Source organism: Streptomyces sp. NPDC058579 (assembly GCF_042718575.1).
Lineage (GTDB): Bacteria > Actinomycetota > Actinomycetes > Streptomycetales > Streptomycetaceae > Streptomyces.
The window spans coordinates 6,599-23,965 of the sequence record NZ_JBHXPI010000070.1; the positions used below are offsets into that span (position 1 = coordinate 6,599).

Here is a 17,367-nt window from a genome sequence, read left to right on the forward strand (position 1 = left end):
GGACGGCTCACGGCCGTCCGCCCCGCCGCGGGTTACGCGAACGCCGCGCGTGCCGTGGGCGAACATCCTTGGTTTCAGGCCGTGTTGAGTGAATGCTGTGGGGACACATCCCGGACGGACCGAACCCGGAGGCGTCCCCGTGACCGCCGAGCGTCGCACGAACACCCTGTACGAGGCCGTGGGCGGCGCCGACGCGCTGCGCCGGCTCTCCGACACCTTCTACGAGGCGGTCCTGGCCGACCCACTCCTCGCACCCGTCTTCGCCGACTTCACCCCCGCCCACGTCGAGCACGTCGCCGTCTGGCTGTCCGAGGTGTTCTCGGGGCCCGCCGAGTTCACGGCGGAACTGGGCGGGCACCAGGCGCTGCTCCGCGCCCATCTCGGGCTCGCCATCACGGAGGAGCAGCGGCTGCGCTGGATGGAGCTGATGACGGCGGCGGTGGAGAAGGAGCTGCCGGACGACGCCCTGCTGCGCCGCCGGGTGGTGGAGTACTTCGACTGGGGGACGAAGATCGCCAAGGACGTCTCGGGCGAGGCACCCGGCACGGACCTCGGCGAACCCGGTCCGACTCCGCGCTGGGGCTGGGACGGCCTGGCCTGACCCCTCGGGTCTGACCGCCTGGCCTGACCCTCTGGTCCGACCATCTGGCCTGCCTGGCCTGGCGGCCTGGTCCGACCCTCGGGTCCGCCCCGACCGCCGTACGCCCCGAGCCCCAGGCCCCAGCCCTCAGGCCGTCTGGAGCAGCCGGCGGCCGAACGCCGCCCCCGCCGGAAGCTGGCGCCGCACCCGGACGAGCGCCTCCTCGAAGTCGCCGCCGGCGATGCCCGATTCGTAGGCCGTCCCGCCGTAGTGCAGGGTCAGGCTCAGATCCGCGCGCTCGCCGAGCGTCAGCAGGCAGCTGAGGGTGGCCGGCTGGCTGGCGCCGTCCAGGACGACGGGAAGCGGCAGGTCCCATTCCAGTACGCACCCGGTGAGGGCTTCGCCGCCCTTCTCCGCCGCGCTCAGTGCGGCGAAGGTCGCGCCCGTGTACGCGACACCCCTGATGCGGGCGGACACCTGTTGTCCGTCCACCGTGATCGCGATCGCTTCCGCGCCGCTGCGGTCCCGGTACCAGCCGGTCCAGACTTCCGTCGACTCCGATGACATGCGCGGACTGTAGCGGGCGGAACGACTCCTTCGCGCGGCCCGGTCACCCTGTGGCCGGACTTCTCCCGATCTCGCCGTTCTTGCCGGTCACATGCGTGGTAGCGGCTTCCGTACCGCCTTCCGCGCCATCCTCGGGAGCGGCCTCCTCGCCGCCCTCGGGAGCGGCTTCCCCGCCGCCCTCCGGGCCCTCGGCTCCCTCAGGACGTTCGTAACGCGCGCACCGGGGATTCCGGCACGGCTGCACTTCCCACTCCGGCACCCAGGCCCCCAGGACCTTGTGCCGCTTCGCGTGGATACCGACGGGCTGTCCGCAGGCCTGGCACGTGGGCGTGGCCTGCGGGTCCCGTACGGTACGCGGGGTCTCGCTGCCCATACCTCCCAGGGTAGGGCGCGCCTCCGGTCACCGCTTCCTGGTGTACGTCCGGACGAGCGTCCCGTTGTCGAAGACGCGCACCTCGCCCAGCTCGAAGTCGCGGGGCTCGAAGCCGGCGCCGAACATCGGCATGCCGGAGCCGTAGACCTGCGGGTACGTCTTGATGGTCAGCTCGTCGATCTCCTCGATGAGCTCGCCGGCGATCTGCGAACCGCCGCAGAGCCAGATGCCGAGCGCGCCGTCCTCGGCCTTGAGCTCGCGCACCCGGCCGACCAGGTCGTCGGCGATCAGCTCGACGTTCGCGTCGGGCGACTCGGTGAGCGAGCGGGTCGCGACGATCTCCCGGAGGTGGGCGAAGGGGCTGGTGACGCCGACGTCCAGGGCGACCTTGTACGACTTCAGGCCCTGGACGACCGTGTCGAAGCGCTTGTGTTCGGAGTCGATCCCGAGGGCCTCACGCCCTTGCGCCGAGAGCGTCTCGGGGTACTCGCCCTTCAGGAACTCCAGGAACTGCTCGTCCACGTACTGGTACATGGACGCGGCGTCACCATCGGGGTCGCCGATGAAGCCGTCGATGGAGCAGGCGATGAAATAGGTGAGCTTGCGCAAACCGGTCCTTTTCGTCTTCACGTCGTGAGCTGCGATCGCAACCACGACGGTTATAGTGCTTCACTTGTAGTGGTTACGCAAGAGCTATCTTCCGAAGAAATCCAACGAGAAGCGGAATCAGGAGGTCCGGTGGCCAGGAACCAGGCACGTCGTACGGCCCTGCTCGACGCGGCGATCGAGGTGCTCGGGGACGAAGGCGCCCGTGGGCTCACCTTCCGAGCCGTGGACGCCCGGGCGGGCGTCCCCACGGGCACCTCGTCCAACTACTTCTCCGACCGGGACCAGCTGCTCTCCCAGGTCGCGGACCGCATCTTCGTCCGGATGACCCCGGAGCCGGACTCGCTCGTCGCGGCCATGGAGCCGAAGCCCAGCCGCGCCCTGGTCGTCGAGCTGATGCGCTGGCTCGCCCGGCGGATGGCCGCCGAACGCACCTGCTATCTGGGCCTCTTCGAACTCCGCCTGGAGGCCACGCGCCGCCCGGAACTGCGCACGCAGCTCACCAAGGTGCTGCGCTCTGACCTCGACTTCAACATCCGCACGCACATCGAGTCCGGGATGCCGGGCGACGCGGACACGGTCCGGCTGCTCTACTTCGCCCTCACCGGGCTGCTCTTCGACCACTTCACGGTCCCCGGCCTCCACGACGACCGCGAGCTGGACGACCTCATCGAGACCGTGGTCAACCGGATCGTCCCGGAGTCCTGACCGCCCGGCCTCCGTGCCCGCCCGACCTCCGTGCCCACCGGGTCGGCGCCCGCGCTCACCCGCCCCCGCGCCCGCCCGTCACCGCGTCCGGCGTGTGACGAACTCCGCCAGGGCCAGCAGGTCCCCGGCGGCCTCCAGGTCCGGTACCGCCCGGGAGAGATGCTCGACCGCGCGGGCCATCAGGTCGGCCGCCTGGGCCTGCGCCCAGTCCCGGCCGCCGGCCCGCTCGACGGCGTCCGCCGCCGCCCGTACCGCCGCGGCGTCGAGTTCCTTACGGTCGTACAGCTCGGCCAGCTCCTCCCCGGCCGCCGTGCCCGAGGCGAGCGCCGCGACCACCGGCAGCGACTTCTTGTGGGCGACGAGATCGGCGCCCGCGGGCTTGCCCGTGCGCTCCGGGTCGCCCCAGATGCCGATCAGGTCGTCGATGAGCTGGAAGGCGAGCCCGGCCTCCCGGCCGAACGCGTCCATCGCCGCGACCTCCTCCTCCCCCGCGCCCGCGTACAGCGCGCCGAGGGCGCAGGCGGAGCCGAGCAGGGCGCCCGTCTTGGCGGTGGCCATCGCCAGGCACTCGTCCAGGGTCACCTCGCGCGGGGCGCGGTGCTCGAAGGCGCAGTCCGCCTGCTGCCCGGCGCAGAGCTCGATGACGGCGGCGGCGAGCCGGGCCGAGGCGGCCGCCGAGGCCGGGTGACCGTCCTCGGCGAGCAGCCGTAACGCCAGGGCGAGCATGGCGTCGCCCGCGATCAGCGCGTCGGGGATGCCGAACACCGTCCAGGCCGTGGGCCGGTGCCGGCGGGTCGGGTCCTCGTCCACGATGTCGTCGTGGAGCAGCGTGAAGTTGTGCGCGAGCTCCACGGCCGTGGCGGCCCGCACGGCGGGCGCCGGGTCACCGCCGAGCGCGCGGGTGGCGGCGAGCACGAGGGCGGGTCTGATGGCCTTGCCCGTCTGCCCGGTGGCCGGGGAGCCGTCGGCCTGCTCCCAGCCGAAGTGGTACATCGCGACGCGCCGTATGGAGCCCGGCAACGACTCGATGGTCGACCGTAGTTGGGGATTGACGACGCTCCGTGTCTGGTCGAGGAGCGTCACGGCGCCTTGGGTGTCGCCCACGGCGTCCGCCCGTGGTCCCGGCCGCCCGTCGCGGGTCATGGTCACACTTCCCCCTCTTTCGTGAGTCGCTTGGCGTGTGAGGTCGTGGCGGGGGGCCGGTCGGCACGGACCCCCGCCACGGTCACCGGGGCCGGCGCGTCAGCGCCAGCGGCTGACCTCCACGTTCTCCAGGACTCCGAGCGCGTCGGGCACCAGGATCGCGGCCGAGTAGTAGGCCGTGACCAGGTAGGAGATGATCGCCTGCTCGTCGATGCCCATGAAGCGCACCGAGAGGCTGGGCTCGATCTCGTCCGGGATGCCCGTCTGGTGCAGACCGATGACGCCCTGCTCGTCCTCGCCCGTACGCATGCAGATGATGGACGTGGTCCGGGCGTCCGAGACCGGGATCTTGTTGCTCGGGTAGATCGGGACACCGCGCCAGGTCGGGATCCGGTTGCCGTTGATCTCGATGGACTCGGGGACGAGGCCCCGCCGGTTGCACTCGCGGCCGAAGGCGGCGATGGCGCGCGGGTGCGCGATGAACATCTTCGAGCCCCGGCGCCGGGAGAGGAGCTCGTCCATGTCGTCGGGGCTGGGCACGCCGTCGTGCGGCTGGAGGCGCTGTTCGTAGTCGCAGTTGGAGAGCAGGCCGAACTCGCGGTTGTTGATCAGCTCGTGCTCCTGGCGCTCGCGCAGCGCCTCGACCGTGAGCCGCAACTGCTGCTCGGTCTGGTTCATCGGCTGGTTGTAGAGGTCGGCGACGCGGCTGTGGACCTTCAGGACCGTCTGCGCGACCGACAGTTCGTACTCGCGCGGGGAGGCGTCGTAGTCCACGTACGTGTGCGGGACGACCGCCTCGCCGACGTGGCCGGCGGAGAGGTCGATCGCGGCCTCGCCGAACTGGTTGCTGCGCTGGTGGGGCAGTGCGGCGACGCTCGCGAGGTGGTCGGCGAGCGAGGTGGCCCGCTCGGCGAGGTTGCGCACGTCGTCGTGGGTGAGTTCGAGGACGGTGCAGGCGGTGGCCGCGCGCGCGGTCCACTCCCAGGTGGCGTCCGGGTGGGTCAGCGCGCTGTCGCCGAAGTGCGCGCCGTCGGCGAGGACTCCGATGATCGCCTCGTCGCCGTACGGCCCCTCGCCGATCTGCTCGACCTTGCCGTGCGCCAGGAGGTGGACGCGGTCGGTGGGCTCGCCCGCGGTGGCGATGATCTCTCCGGGCGCGTACTCGCGCTGGCGGCACCGGGAGGCGAGTTCGGTGAGGGCCTCCTCGTCCTCGTACCCGCGCAGCGCCGGGAGTTCGCCGAGCTCGGCGGGGATGACGGCGACGCGCTCGCCGGTCTGGACGAAGGTGACCCGACCGTCCCCCACCGAGTAGCTGAGCCTCCGGTTCACCCGGTAGGTACCGCCCTGGACCTGCACCCACGGCAGCATCCGCAGCAGCCACCGAGAGGTGATCTCCTGCATCTGCGGCGCGGACTTGGTGGTGGTCGCCAGGTTCCGTGCGGCGGCGGTGCCGAGACTCTGCTGCGGCGTCGCCTGATCCGCGCGTACCTCGTCGCCTACCGAACCAACGGACATGGAACTCCCTCTCGATGTGAATGACCTGCGAGAGGAAGCCTTTCAGCACGGAGCGTGGGCGCGCCATTACACAAATGAGTGGGAGTGATCGGCTTCCGGCTGGGCATGTCACTCGGTTTCCACTCGAACAGCCCTGCCCCGCCCGCCTCGTGGCCCGGTGTCCGGATCGGCTCGCACACGGCCCGAACAGGTGGCCCGGAGGCGGACACTCCGGTACGGCGGAACTTCTCCGGTGCCCCGCCATCCCGATGTCCCGCTATCCCTAAGGAGTTCGGCCATGGCCCCACCCGTGTCCGCGAGCAGGTTCCTCGACGCCCTGCGCGACGAGGGTCTGACGGTCGTCGAGGTCGGCGACTGGCGCACCCACAACCGCAACCACAAAGGCCCCTGGGGGCCCGTCCACGGCGTGATGATCCACCACACGGTCACCCGGGGCACCGCGAACACCGTGCGGCTCTGCCGGGACGGCCACAGCACCCTGCCCGGGCCGCTCTGCCACGGCGTGATCGCCAAGGACGGCACGGTCCACCTGGTCGGCTACGGCCGCGCCAACCACGCGGGGGCGGGCGACGACGACGTCCTGCGGGCGGTCATCGCCGAGCAGCGGCTCCCGCCGGACAACGAGGCCACGACCGACGGCAACCGGCACTTCTACGGCTTCGAGTGCGAGAACCTCGGGGACGGGGAGGATCCCTGGCCCAAGGTCCAGCTGGAGGCCATCGAGAAGGCGGCCGCGGCGCTCTGCCGGGTCCACGGCTGGACCCAGCGCTCGGTGATCGGCCACCTGGAGTGGCAGCCGGGCAAGGTCGATCCGCGGGGCTTCACGATGGCCTCGATGCGGAAGCGGATCGCCGAGCGCCTCCGGTAGCCACCGGCCCCCCGGTGGACAATGGCCGGGTGAACGCGTTCGACCTCGCCCGCCTGCGGCCCCGGCTCCCGTCCCCCCTGGAGCCGGTCGAGGACGAACGCTTGACCCGCCACGGCCTGCGGCTGCTGCTCAAGCGCGACGACCTGATCCATCCGGACCTGCCCGGCAACAAGTGGCGCAAGCTCGCGCTCAACCTGCGCGCGGCGGACGGCCGCCCGGTCCTGACGTTCGGCGGCGCGTACTCCAACCACCTGCGGGCGACGGCCGCCGCCGGCCGGCTGCTCGGCTTCGACACGATCGGGGTCGTACGGGGCCAGGAGCTGGCCGACCGGCCCCTGAACCCCTCGCTGGCGCGGTGCGCGGCGGACGGGATGCGGCTGGTGTTCGTGGACCGGGCCACGTACCGCGCGAAGTCCGACCCCGACGTCCTCGCCGGGCTGCTCGACCGGTCCCCTTCGGGGACGTACGTCGTCCCCGAAGGCGGCAGCAACGCCCTCGCCGTGGAGGGCTGCGTGGAGCTCGGCCGCGAGCTGCGCGGGAGCGCGGACGTGGTCGCCGTCGCCTGCGGCACCGGCGGCACGCTCGCGGGCCTGGCAGCCGGTCTGGGCCCCGAACAGCGGGCGCTGGGCGTCCCGGTCCTCAGGGGCGGTTTCCTGGGCGAGGAGGTACGCGCCCTGCAGCGCGCCGCGTTCGGCGGTCCCCGGGGCGACTGGAGCCTCGACGAGCGCTTCCACGGCGGCGGTTACGCCCGTACGAACCCGGCGCTCGACGCGTTCGCCGAGGACTTCGAGGCGCGGCATGGACTCGCCATCGAGCGACTGTATGTCGCCAAAATGCTCCACGGACTTGTCGCCCTCGCCGAGGAGGGCGCGTTCGCCCCGGGAACGAGGATCGCCGCGGTGGTGACGGGCGCACCCTCCTGAGCCCCTTTACGTCTCCTCGCGGAAGGCCGCCGCCTCCTCCAGGTCGAGCCGGCGCAGCAGGGTGCGGAGCATCTCGTCGTCGATGCGGCGGTCGTCCCGCAGTTGGACGAAGACCTCGCGCTCGGCCTCGATCATCTCGCGGGAGAGCCGGCGGTAGGTGTCGTCGGCGGTCTCGCCCGTGACCGCGTTGACCGAGCCGAGCCGCTCCCACACGGCGTTCCTGCGCCGCTCCAGGACCGTGCGGAGCCGGTCGGCGAGGGGCTCCGGCAGGGCGTTGCGCTCGTCGGCGAGGAGGGCCTGAAGGCGCTCCTCCGCCGCCTGGGACGCCTCGCTCTGGGCCTGCGCCTCGGCGAGGGTCTCCTTGTACGTGTCGCGGGGCGGGAGTTTCAGGAGCCTGATCAGCGGGGGCAGGGTGAGTCCCTGGACGACCAGGGTGCCGATGACCGTGGTGAAGGTGAGGAACAGGACGAGGTTGCGGGCGGGGAACTCCACCCCGTCCGTCATCTCCGGGACGGAGAAGGCGATGGCGAGCGAGACGACACCGCGCATGCCGGCCCAGCCGACGATCAGCGGCGCCCTCCAGTCCACGCCCGGCTCGCGCTCCCTGATCCGCGCCGACAGCCGGCGGGGCAGGAAGGTCGCGGGGTAGACCCAGACGAAGCGGACGACGACCACGGCCACGAAGACCCCCACGGCGTACCAGACCGCCTCGCCGATCCCGTACCGCCCGAGGCCCTGGACCACGTACGGCAATTGGAGGCCGATGAGGGCGAAGACGGCGGACTCCAGGATGAAGGCGACCATCCTCCAGACGGCCTCCTCCTGGAGGCGGGTCGCGAAGTCGACCTGCCAGTTGCGGTGGCCGAGGAAGAGGCCGACGACGACCACCGCGAGGACTCCGGAGGCGCCGACCTGTTCGGCGGCCGCGTAGGCGACGAAGGGGATCAGGAGCGACATGGTGTTCTGCAGCAGGGCCTCGCCGAGGTGGCAGCGGAGCCAGTGGATGGGGGCCATCAGGACGAGGCCGACGCCGATCCCGCCGAGCGCCGCGAGTGCGAACTCGCCGAGGCCGCCCGCCCAGCTCATGCCCTCGCCGACGGCGGCGGCGAGGGCGACCTTGTAGGCGGTGATGGCGGTGGCGTCGTTCACCAGGGACTCGCCCTGGAGGATGGTGGTGATCCGGTTCGGCAGCCCCAGCTTGCGGGCGATCGCCGTCGCCGCGACCGCGTCCGGCGGCGCGACGACCGCGCCGAGCACGAGCGCCGCCGTGAGCGGCAGGTCCGGGACGAGCACGTACGCGAGCCAGCCGACTGCGACGGTGGCGAAGAGGACGTACCCGACCGAGAGCAGGGCGACGGGCCGGATGTTGGCCCGCAGATCGAGGTACGAGGAGTCGACCGCCGCCGTGTAGAGGAGCGGGGGCAGGATGAGCGGCAGGATGATGTGCGGGTCGAGGGTGTAGTCGGGGACGCCGGGCAGGTACGCGGCGGCGAGGCCGGCGGCCACCAGGAGCAGCGGCGCGGGGACCGGTGTCCTGCGGGCCAGGCCCGCCACCGCGGCGCTCGCCGCGACCAGCCCCACCAACTGCAGTGCGTCCATCCGTCGGCCCCGTCCCCGGCTCGTTCCAGCACGTAACCTGGCCATCATGAGCGAGTGCCCGCACGTTGCCGACATGCCGCGCCCCGAACCGGCGCCGCTGACCGACACCTGTCCCGAGTGCCTGACCGACGGGACCCACCCCGTCCAACTGCGGCTCTGCCTCACGTGCGGGCACGTGGGCTGCTGCGACTCCTCCGCCGGGCGGCACGCGACCGGGCACTTCTCGACCACCGGGCACCCGGTCATGCGGACCTTCGAGCCGAACGAGCTCTGGCGCTGGTGTTTCGTGGACGGTTCGATCGTCTGAGGGCTGGGTACGACACCCCGGCAATCGGCTGTCGGTCGCTCACAATTGGCCCCGCAGACCTCTAGCCACTGTCCGTACTCATGGCCTTACCATGAGTGACAGACGGGGGCTGGGGCCGACCGGGGCCCACGGCGACACGACAGCATGGATCGCGATAGCGTCACCGCGGATTGCGCAACCGACTGCGCACCGCCCGGTTCGGGGGGCTTTCTCCCCCCGGACCCCGAATGAGCTTGTGCCACCTTGGAGGTGAGGGTGTCCCAGATCGCAGGCGAGCCCGGGTCCCAGGACTTCGTGGAAGTCCGGCTGCCCGCTGCGGGTGCCTACCTGTCCGTGCTGCGTACGGCCACGGCCGGCCTCGCGGCGCGCTTGGACTTCACCCTCGACGAGATCGAGGACTTGCGGATCGCGGTCGACGAGGCGTGCGCCATCCTGCTCCAGCAGGCCGTACCCGGTTCCGTCCTCAGCTGCGTCTTCCGCCTGATCGACGACTCGCTCGACGTGACGGTGTCCGCCCCCACCACGGACGGCCGGGCCCCCGAGCGGGACACCTTCGCCTGGACGGTGCTCTCCGCGCTGGCCGGCAAGGTCGAGTCGACCGTGGCGGAGGACAAGACGGTCACCATCAGCCTGTACAAACAGCGCGGCGCGGGGCCAGGCCCGGCGTGAGGAGCGGGGACGCGACGGCCGGCATCCCTGAGCAGCAGGCGCGGCCGCATCCGGAGGTCGAGATCGAGGTCGCTACGGAGCAGGCGGTCCAGATGAGCGAGCACGAGCAGCACAACGAGGTCCCGAAGGACGCCGAGCCGCAGAAGGCCGAGGACGTTCCGGAGGTTCCGCGCGCCCACCAGGAGGCGCCGGATCCGCACGACCGGAGCGGGGCGCGCGCGCTCTTCATCAAGCTGCGCGAGCTCCCGGAGGGCTCTCAGGAGAAGGCGGAGCTGCGCAATCAGCTGGTACGGATGCACCTGCCGCTGGTCGAGCACCTGGCGCGGCGGTTCCGCAACCGGGGCGAGCCGCTCGACGACCTGACGCAGGTCGCGACGATCGGTCTGATCAAGTCGGTGGACCGGTTCGACCCGGAGCGGGGCGTCGAGTTCTCGACGTACGCGACACCGACGGTCGTCGGCGAGATCAAGCGGCACTTCCGGGACAAGGGCTGGGCGGTGCGCGTGCCGCGCCGGCTCCAGGAGCTGCGGCTCTCGCTGACGACGGCGACGGCGGAGCTGTCCCAGCTGCACGGCCGTTCACCGACGGTGCACGAGCTGGCGGAGCGGCTCGGGATCTCCGAGGAGGAGGTCCTGGAGGGCCTGGAGTCGGCGAACGCCTACTCGACGCTCTCGCTGGACGTGCCCGACACGGACGACGAGTCCCCCGCGGTCGCGGACACGCTCGGCGCGGAGGACGAGGCCCTGGAGGGGGTCGAGTACCGGGAGTCGCTCAAGCCGCTCCTGGAGGACCTGCCGCCCAGGGAGAAGCGGATCCTGCTGCTTCGGTTCTTCGGGAACATGACCCAGTCGCAGATCGCGCAGGAGGTCGGCATCTCGCAGATGCACGTCTCCCGCCTGCTGGCGCGCACGCTGGCGCAGCTGCGGGAGAAGCTCCTCGTGGAGGAGTGAGCCGCGACCTGTAGCGCCCGTTACGCCTCGCCGCGACGACCGATGCCCAGGGCCTCGGTCGTCGCGGGGTTCACGAGGAGAACGAGCCCGGTGACGGCGAGGACGGCGAGGGCGATGCCGCCGGGGATCAGGGCGCTGTCCGCCTGGAGGAGCTGCCAGGCGACCGGCAGGGCCAGGATCTGGGTGATGATCGCGGGCCCCCGGCTCCAGCTCCGGCGCAGCAGCAGTCCGCGCGCCGCGGCTCCCGGGATGAGGCCGAGCGCGATCAGGGTCGCCCCGCCCATGACCGCCTGCGTCAGGCCGTCGGGGTCTCCGGTGAGCGCGGTCACGAGCACGTACACGCCCCCGATCATCAGCGCGAGGGCTTCGACGCCGGCCACCGCGGCCGCCGCGGTCAACCGGACAGGGCGGGGAGTCTGCTCCGTACTGCTCATACCCGGCAGGGTAGCCGGGCCCGTCGGCCGGGACCGCGTCCAGGTCCGTCCGCCGGGGCCGTCCGCCAGGTGGCCACGAGTGGGAATCAGTACCACCGGGTAGGTACCCTGGCGGCCATGCGCGCACTTCTCGTGGTCAATCCGGCAGCCACCACCACCAGTGCCCGCACCCGTGACGTCCTCATCCACGCCCTCGCGAGCGAGATGAAGCTGGAGACCGTCACCACCGAGTACCGCGGGCACGCCCGCGACCTCGCCCGCCGGGCCGCGGAGTCCCGGGACGTGGAGATGGTCGTCGCCCTCGGCGGCGACGGCACGGTCAACGAGGTCGTCAACGGACTCCTGTACGACGGTCCCGATCCGGACCGGCTTCCGGGCCTGGCGATCGTGCCCGGCGGCTCCACCAATGTCTTCGCCCGCGCGCTCGGACTGCCCAACGACGCCGTCGAGGCGACGGGCGCCCTGCTCGACGCGCTCCGTGAGCGCCGTGCACGCACAGTGAGCCTCGGGATCGCGTCCGGTACGCCGGGGACCGAGGACGAGGCCGTGCCGGGGCGCTGGTTCACTTTCTGCGCCGGATTCGGATTCGACGCCGGTGTCATCGGACGAGTCGAACAGCAGCGGGAACGCGGCAAGAGATCCACGCACGCGCTCTACCTCCGCCAGGTGGTCCGCCAGTTCCTCGGGGAGCCGCACCGCCGGCACGGCACGATCACCCTGGAGCGCCCCGGCCACGACCCGGTCGAGCAGCTGGTCCTCTCCATAATCTGCAACACCTCCCCCTGGACCTACCTGGGCAATCGTCCGGTGTACGCGTCCCCGGAGGCCTCCTTCGACACCGCTCTCGACGTCCTCGGACTGAGCCGTCTGTCGACCCCGGCCGTGGCCCGCTACGCCACCCAGCTGCTCACTTCGACCCCCGAGCGCGGCCCGCACGGCAAGCACGCCCTGTCTCTGCACGATCTGACGGACTTCACCTTGCATTCGAAGGTTCCGCTCCCCCTGCAGATGGACGGAGACCACCTCGGACTGCGTACGAGCGTGACGTTCACAGGCGTTCGCCGTGCACTGCGTGTGATTGTGTGAGTGGAAGGGCCGAAAGTCCTTTCACTCGAACGTTTAGGCTGCCATCCACCCCTTAGAAGTACGGCTGTGACCTAGCCGACACCGAGGAATCAAAAAAAACTTTCCGGAAAGGGTTGTATCCGCTGCTGGGGTTTGGGAGTCTCTTCTTGGCGATCGGGACGGCCCGCAACACCGGCCTCCACTGAGAGCCAGAACCCCTCCTCAGTCCAAGGACCCAACCAGTTCATCTGGTAGTCGGCCCTTCCCTTGCGGGGGGATTCGTGAAAGCGTTCACATTCACAAGCAACCCGCACGTAATACCAAGAGAGGTAGCAGCCATGGACTGGCGTCACAACGCCGTTTGTCGTGAGGAAGACCCCGAGCTGTTCTTCCCCATCGGCAACACCGGTCCTGCGCTGCTGCAGATCGAGGAAGCCAAGGCCGTCTGCCGCCGCTGCCCCGTCATGGAGCAGTGCCTGCAGTGGGCGCTCGAGTCCGGCCAGGACTCCGGCGTCTGGGGTGGCCTCAGCGAGGACGAGCGCCGCGCGATGAAGCGCCGTGCCGCTCGCAACCGGGCGCGTAACGCCAGCGCCTGACGCCCCCCGCGACAAGCCTGAGGCACGCGGCGCGTACATCGCGTACGCAATCACCGCTCTCGAGCCGCAGCGCGCAGCAGTAACCCACAGCATTCGAGCCCCGGACCGATCTTCTTCGGTCCGGGGCTCGCTGCTATCCAAGCGGCGTTGCGTTCACTTCTGGGGCTCCACGGGGATGTCGAGGACGACCTTCGTCCCGCCCTCCGCGCCCGGCTGCATGTCGAAGGTGCCGCCCAACTCGCCCTCCACCAGCGTCCGTACGATCTGCAGGCCGAGGTTGCCCGCGCGCTGCGGGTCGAAGCCCTCCGGCAGACCGCGGCCGTCGTCCTTGACCGTGATCAACAGCCGCGCGTCGGCGCGGGGTTCGCCGCGGACGGCCGTCACCTCGACCGAGCCGTGCTCCGCCGGAGCGAAGGCGTGCTCCAGGGCGTTCTGGAGGATCTCGGTGAGGACCATGGCGAGCGGGGTGGCGACCTCGGCGTCGAGGATGCCGAAGCGGCCGTTGCGCCGGCAGGTCACCTTGCCCGGGGAGATCTCGGCGACCATCGCGATCACCCGGTCGGCGATCTCGTCGAACTCCACCCGCTCGTCCAGGTTCTGGGAGAGCGTCTCGTGCACGATCGCGATCGAACCGACCCTGCGCACGGCCTCGTTGAGGGCCTCGCGGCCCTGGTCGGAGTCCATCCGGCGGGCCTGCAGGCGCAGCAGCGCGGCCACGGTCTGGAGGTTGTTCTTCACCCGGTGGTGGATCTCCCGGATGGTGGCGTCCTTGGTGATCAACTCGCGCTCGCGGCGCCGCAGTTCGGTGACGTCACGGAGCAGGACGAGCGAACCGATGCGGGTGCCCTTGGGCTTGAGCGGGATCGCCCGGAGCTGGATCACACCGCCGTTGCCCTCGACCTCCGCCTCGCGCGGTGCGTAGCCGGAGGCCAGCTTGACCAGGGCTTCGTCGACCGGGCCGCGGGAGGGGGCGAGTTCGGCGGTGATCTGGCCGAGGTGCTGGCCGACGAGGTCGGCGGCGAGGCCGAGCCGGTGGTACGCGGAGAGGGCGTTGGGCGAGGCGTACTGGACGATGCCGTCGGCGTCGAGGCGGATGAGCCCGTCGCCGGCGCGCGGCGAGGAGTCCATGTCGCTCGCCTCCCCGGGGAAGGGGAACGTTCCGGCGGCGATCATCTGGGCCAGGTCGGAGGCGGACTGGAGGTAGGTCAGCTCCAGGCGGGACGGGGTCCGCACGGTGAGCAGGTTGGTGTTGCGGGCGATCACGCCGAGGACCCGGCCCTCGCGGCGCACGGGGATGGACTCGACCCGTACGGGAACCTCCTCGCGCCACTCCGGGTCGCCCTCGCGCACGATCCGGCCCTCGTCGAGGGCGACGTCGAGCAGGGGGCGGCGGCCGCGCGGAACCAGATGGCCGACCATGTCGTCCTGATAGGAGGTCGGTCCGGTGTTCGGCCGCATCTGGGCGACGGAGACGTAGCGGGTGCCGTCCAGGGTGGGGACCCAGAGGACGAGGTCGGCGAAGGACAGGTCGGAGAGCAGCTGCCATTCCGAGACCAGCAGGTGGAGCCACTCGAGGTCGGACTCACTCAGAGCGGTGTGCTGGCGGACGAGCTCGTTCATGGAGGGCACAGGGGCGAGCGTACCTGCGGATTCATCGGGCGATGAACCTGGATCTCACGGCGTTCGTGTTGGAGGATGGGCCGGGAACGCGGCCCTGCCGATGGATGGACAGACAATAATGGTCTAGTCCACAATGGCGGGGAAGCACCCTGTGAAAGACCTCCGCCCTCCCCGCACAGGAGGGCGGACGAGGTGATCGACGCTCTCTGCCCTGACTGCGTCGAGACCTCCCATACGGCCGCGGGACCGCACATCCCCGGCCGGGTAACTCCGGGCTGCGGTGCCGGACGGGCTGAGGGTCCCGTCGGGCGCCGTAGCCCGCGGGTGTTTCCGGGGGCTTTCAGCCGGCGGCCGGGCTTTCGGCTCGCGGCCGGGCGGGCCGCTTCAGCGGCTGCCTTCGACCGTCACCGTCGGCCAGGACAGCATCGCCGCCTCCGCGACCGCCTCCAGCTCCGCTCTCGTCGCGCCGTCGCGCGCCTGCTGGGACATGCCCTGGAGGACCGCGCCGTAGAGCCGGGCCAGGGTGCCGGTGTCCGTGCCGGCGGGCAGCTCGCCCGCGTCGACGCCCCGGCGGATCCGCGCCTCGAAGGCCGCCAGGTTCTGCGCGCGGCGCGCCCGCAGGGTCTGCTCGACCTCGGGGTTGGAGCAGTTCGTCGCGGCGGAGATCATCAGGCAGCCGCGCGGGTGGGACGGGTCGGTGAAGACGTCCGCCGCCTCCCTGAGCATCCGGCCGAGCGCGCCGCGCGCCGTCGGCTCCTCCGCGAGGGCCCGGCCGCCGTAGGAGCCGTAACTGACGGCGTAGGCCTCCACGACCTCCTCGAACAGGGCCTTCTTGTCGCCGAAGGCCGCGTAGAGGCTCGGGGCGCTGATGCCCATGGCGCGGGTGAGGTCGGCGACGGAGGTCGTTTCGTACCCGTGCTCCCAGAACGCCATCGTGGCCTGCTCCAGCGCCGTGAGGCGGTCGAAGGAGCGGGGGCGGCCGCGCTGTCCTGTCGTCATGACGCCAATTCTATAGCGGGCACTACGGAAGTGGTGCTACGGTCCTTTCTGTAATAGCCACTACGGAATTGAGGGGGGCGTCCCATGGGTGCGCTCACGGGGAAGACGGCACTGGTCACGGGCGGCAGCCGCGGCATCGGGCGGGGCATCGCCGAGCGGCTCGGCCGGGACGGCGCGCGGGTCGCGGTGCACTACGGAGCCAATGAGACGGCCGCGAAGGAGACCGTCGCGGCGATCGAGGCGGCGGGCGGCGAGGCGTTCGCGATCGGCCAGGAGCTCGGGACGGACGGGGACGCGGCGGCGCTCTGGGAGCGGTTCGACGAGCGGGTGGGGGCGGACGGGCTCGACATCCTGGTCAACAACGCGGGGATCACGGCCTCGCAGCCGTTCGCGACGATCGACGAGGCGGAGTACGACCGGGTCTTCGCGGTCAACACGAAGGCGCCGTTCTTCCTCGCGCAGCAGGGGGCGGAGCGGCTGCGCGACGGGGGCCGGATCATCAACGTCTCCACGGGCCTGAGCCAGGCCGCCATGATGCCCGAGCTGATCGCGTACGCGATGTCCAAGAGCGCCCTGGACACCTTCACGCGCTATCTGTCCAAGGTGCTCGGCGCGCGGGGCATCACGGTCAACGCGGTGGCGCCCGGGGTCGTGGACACGGACATCAACGCGAAGTGGCTGCGCGGGAACGACGAGGCGTGGGCGGGCGCGGCGGCGCTTTCGACACTCGGGCGGGTCGGGGAGCCCGCGGACATAGCCGACGTGGTGGCCTTCCTGGCCTCGCACGACGGGCGCTGGGTGACGGGGCAGTGGATCGACGCGACGGGAGGTTCGATCGCCTGACCGGGGGTGGGGCTCCGGTGGCTGCCGAGGGCGTGCCGTTCGACCATGGGGAGGGCACCGTCCGCCGGTTGGAAGGGCCTGAGCGGACGGCCTCAGCTCTGCTAGATTGAGCTTTGATTGGTCTATACCACCAGGCCCCTCACCAGCCCCTCACCAGATCGGCAGGCACAGCGTGGAAGTTGTCATCGTCCCGGACGCCACGGCAGGCGGAGAGCTCATCGCGGACGGCATCGCCGGCCTCCTGCGCCGCAAGCCCGACGCGCTGCTCGGCGTTGCCACCGGCTCTACTCCGCTGCCCATCTACGAGGCCCTGATCGCCCAGGTCAAGGCCGGTTCCGTGGACGCCTCGCGCGCCCGGATCGCTCAGCTGGACGAGTACGTCGGGCTGCCCACCGGGCACCCGGAGTCCTACCGCTCCACCGTGCTGCGTCAGGTCGTCGAGCCGCTCGGGCTCTCCGCGGACGCCTTCATGGGCCCCGACGGCTCGGCCGAGGACGTCCAGGCTGCCTGCGAGGCCTACGACCTGGCTCTGCGCGAGGCGGGCGGGGTCGACCTGCAGATCCTCGGTATCGGGACCGACGGGCACATCGGCTTCAACGAGCCGTGCTCCTCGCTCGCCTCCCGGACGCGGATCAAGACGCTCACCGAGCAGACCCGTGTCGACAACGCGCGCTTCTTCGACAACGACATCGAGCAGGTGCCGCACCACGTCATCACCCAGGGCATCGGCACCATCCTGGAGGCCCGGCACCTGGTGCTCCTGGCCACCGGCGAGGGCAAGGCGGACGCCGTGGCCCAGACCGTCGAGGGCCCGGTCGCCGCGATCGTGCCGGCCTCCGCGCTCCAGCTGCACCCGCACGCCACGGTCGTCGTGGACGAGGCCGCCGCGTCCAAGCTGAAGCTCGCGGACTACTTCCGCCACACCTTCGCCAACAAGCCCACCTGGCAGGGCATCTAGGACCCGTGCGTACGTGAGAGGGGCCCGGCACCTGGTTCAGGTGC

General features: G+C 71.2%; 20 protein-coding genes. 11 read left to right on the plus strand and 9 right to left on the minus strand.

The features are described 5' to 3' along the window. Positions 1-139: 139 nt before the first annotated feature. Entirely contained in the window at positions 140-601 is a 462-nt protein-coding gene (locus tag ACFWRO_RS35980; protein WP_384518564.1) for a group II truncated hemoglobin, read from the plus strand. A gap of 126 nt (positions 602-727) precedes the next feature. On the opposite strand, the gene ACFWRO_RS35985 is transcribed toward ACFWRO_RS35980, so the two are convergent. Genes ACFWRO_RS35985 through ACFWRO_RS35995 form a run of 3 tightly spaced genes read right to left on the minus strand, consistent with a single transcriptional unit; the run spans position 728 to position 2,129 of the window. Beyond that, positions 728-1,147 (minus strand): DUF6304 family protein, encoded by a 420-nt coding sequence (locus ACFWRO_RS35985; protein ID WP_384518567.1) that lies wholly within the window; start codon positions 1,145-1,147, stop codon positions 728-730. Positions 1,148-1,190: 43 nt separating this feature from the next. Further along, on the minus strand, positions 1,191-1,520 hold the full coding sequence (locus tag ACFWRO_RS35990; protein WP_384518569.1) for a hypothetical protein: 330 nt from the start codon (positions 1,518-1,520) through the stop codon (positions 1,191-1,193). Positions 1,521-1,547: 27 nt separating this feature from the next. Then, positions 1,548-2,129: a dihydrofolate reductase family protein gene (locus ACFWRO_RS35995; protein WP_384518572.1), complete on the minus strand. Its 582-nt coding sequence runs from the start codon at positions 2,127-2,129 to the stop codon at positions 1,548-1,550. A 129-nt stretch (positions 2,130-2,258) separates the two neighbouring features. Between ACFWRO_RS35995 and ACFWRO_RS36000 the strand changes: the two genes are divergently transcribed. Next, positions 2,259-2,834 carry a TetR/AcrR family transcriptional regulator gene (locus ACFWRO_RS36000; protein WP_384518575.1) on the plus strand — a complete coding sequence of 192 codons (576 nt, stop codon included), beginning with the start codon at positions 2,259-2,261 and terminating at the stop codon, positions 2,832-2,834. A gap of 78 nt (positions 2,835-2,912) precedes the next feature. Here ACFWRO_RS36000 and ACFWRO_RS36005 read toward each other — a convergent pair whose 3' ends face one another. Next, positions 2,913-3,977 (minus strand): family 2 encapsulin nanocompartment cargo protein polyprenyl transferase, encoded by a 1,065-nt coding sequence (locus tag ACFWRO_RS36005; protein WP_384518609.1) that lies wholly within the window; start codon positions 3,975-3,977, stop codon positions 2,913-2,915. Between the two features lie 99 nt (positions 3,978-4,076). After that, complete coding sequence (locus tag ACFWRO_RS36010; protein WP_384518578.1) at positions 4,077-5,492, minus strand: family 2B encapsulin nanocompartment shell protein; 1,416 nt, start codon at positions 5,490-5,492, stop codon at positions 4,077-4,079. A gap of 277 nt (positions 5,493-5,769) precedes the next feature. Between ACFWRO_RS36010 and ACFWRO_RS36015 the strand changes: the two genes are divergently transcribed. Together ACFWRO_RS36015 and ACFWRO_RS36020 are read left to right on the plus strand one after the other, a co-directional pair. Further along, a complete protein-coding gene (locus tag ACFWRO_RS36015) occupies positions 5,770-6,360 on the plus strand; it encodes an N-acetylmuramoyl-L-alanine amidase (RefSeq protein WP_384518581.1) in 591 nt (196 codons plus the stop codon). Positions 6,361-6,389: 29 nt separating this feature from the next. Further along, entirely contained in the window at positions 6,390-7,283 is an 894-nt protein-coding gene (locus tag ACFWRO_RS36020; RefSeq protein WP_384518584.1) for a 1-aminocyclopropane-1-carboxylate deaminase/D-cysteine desulfhydrase, read from the plus strand. Between the two features lie 6 nt (positions 7,284-7,289). Here ACFWRO_RS36020 and ACFWRO_RS36025 read toward each other — a convergent pair whose 3' ends face one another. Next, a complete protein-coding gene (locus tag ACFWRO_RS36025) occupies positions 7,290-8,882 on the minus strand; it encodes a Na+/H+ antiporter (protein ID WP_384518587.1) in 1,593 nt (530 codons plus the stop codon). Positions 8,883-8,928: 46 nt separating this feature from the next. Between ACFWRO_RS36025 and ACFWRO_RS36030 the strand changes: the two genes are divergently transcribed. From ACFWRO_RS36030 to ACFWRO_RS36040, 3 genes are all read left to right on the plus strand, one after another. Next, positions 8,929-9,189: a UBP-type zinc finger domain-containing protein gene (locus ACFWRO_RS36030; RefSeq protein WP_384518590.1), complete on the plus strand. Its 261-nt coding sequence runs from the start codon at positions 8,929-8,931 to the stop codon at positions 9,187-9,189. Positions 9,190-9,444: 255 nt separating this feature from the next. Next, on the plus strand, positions 9,445-9,858 hold the full coding sequence (locus ACFWRO_RS36035) for an anti-sigma regulatory factor (protein WP_384518593.1): 414 nt from the start codon (positions 9,445-9,447) through the stop codon (positions 9,856-9,858). Next, complete coding sequence (locus ACFWRO_RS36040; protein WP_384518596.1) at positions 9,855-10,808, plus strand: RNA polymerase sigma factor SigF; 954 nt, start codon at positions 9,855-9,857, stop codon at positions 10,806-10,808. The genes ACFWRO_RS36035 and ACFWRO_RS36040 overlap by 4 nt, the downstream gene beginning before the upstream one ends. Positions 10,809-10,828: 20 nt before the next feature. Here ACFWRO_RS36040 and ACFWRO_RS36045 read toward each other — a convergent pair whose 3' ends face one another. Then, entirely contained in the window at positions 10,829-11,242 is a 414-nt protein-coding gene (locus ACFWRO_RS36045; protein ID WP_384518598.1) for a hypothetical protein, read from the minus strand. Positions 11,243-11,359: 117 nt separating this feature from the next. Between ACFWRO_RS36045 and ACFWRO_RS36050 the strand changes: the two genes are divergently transcribed. Next, a complete protein-coding gene (locus tag ACFWRO_RS36050) occupies positions 11,360-12,328 on the plus strand; it encodes a diacylglycerol/lipid kinase family protein (protein ID WP_384518601.1) in 969 nt (322 codons plus the stop codon). Between the two features lie 317 nt (positions 12,329-12,645). Then, a complete protein-coding gene (locus ACFWRO_RS36055) occupies positions 12,646-12,903 on the plus strand; it encodes a WhiB family transcriptional regulator (protein ID WP_003953983.1) in 258 nt (85 codons plus the stop codon). Positions 12,904-13,056: 153 nt separating this feature from the next. Here the strand turns inward: ACFWRO_RS36055 and ACFWRO_RS36060 are convergent, their stop codons facing one another. Both ACFWRO_RS36060 and ACFWRO_RS36065 read right to left on the minus strand, forming a co-directional pair. Further along, positions 13,057-14,523: a sensor histidine kinase gene (locus ACFWRO_RS36060; protein ID WP_384518612.1), complete on the minus strand. Its 1,467-nt coding sequence runs from the start codon at positions 14,521-14,523 to the stop codon at positions 13,057-13,059. Between the two features lie 384 nt (positions 14,524-14,907). Further along, a complete protein-coding gene (locus tag ACFWRO_RS36065) occupies positions 14,908-15,522 on the minus strand; it encodes a TetR/AcrR family transcriptional regulator (protein ID WP_384518604.1) in 615 nt (204 codons plus the stop codon). An 84-nt stretch (positions 15,523-15,606) separates the two neighbouring features. On the opposite strand from ACFWRO_RS36065, the gene ACFWRO_RS36070 reads away from it, so the two are divergent. Both ACFWRO_RS36070 and nagB read left to right on the plus strand, forming a co-directional pair. Next, positions 15,607-16,365, plus strand: coding sequence for an SDR family oxidoreductase (locus tag ACFWRO_RS36070; protein WP_384518607.1), 759 nt, complete (start codon positions 15,607-15,609; stop codon positions 16,363-16,365). 172 nt (positions 16,366-16,537) lie between these two features. Continuing rightward, a complete protein-coding gene (gene nagB, locus ACFWRO_RS36075; RefSeq protein ID WP_362011382.1) occupies positions 16,538-17,323 on the plus strand; it encodes a glucosamine-6-phosphate deaminase in 786 nt (261 codons plus the stop codon). Positions 17,324-17,367 lie beyond the last annotated feature (44 nt).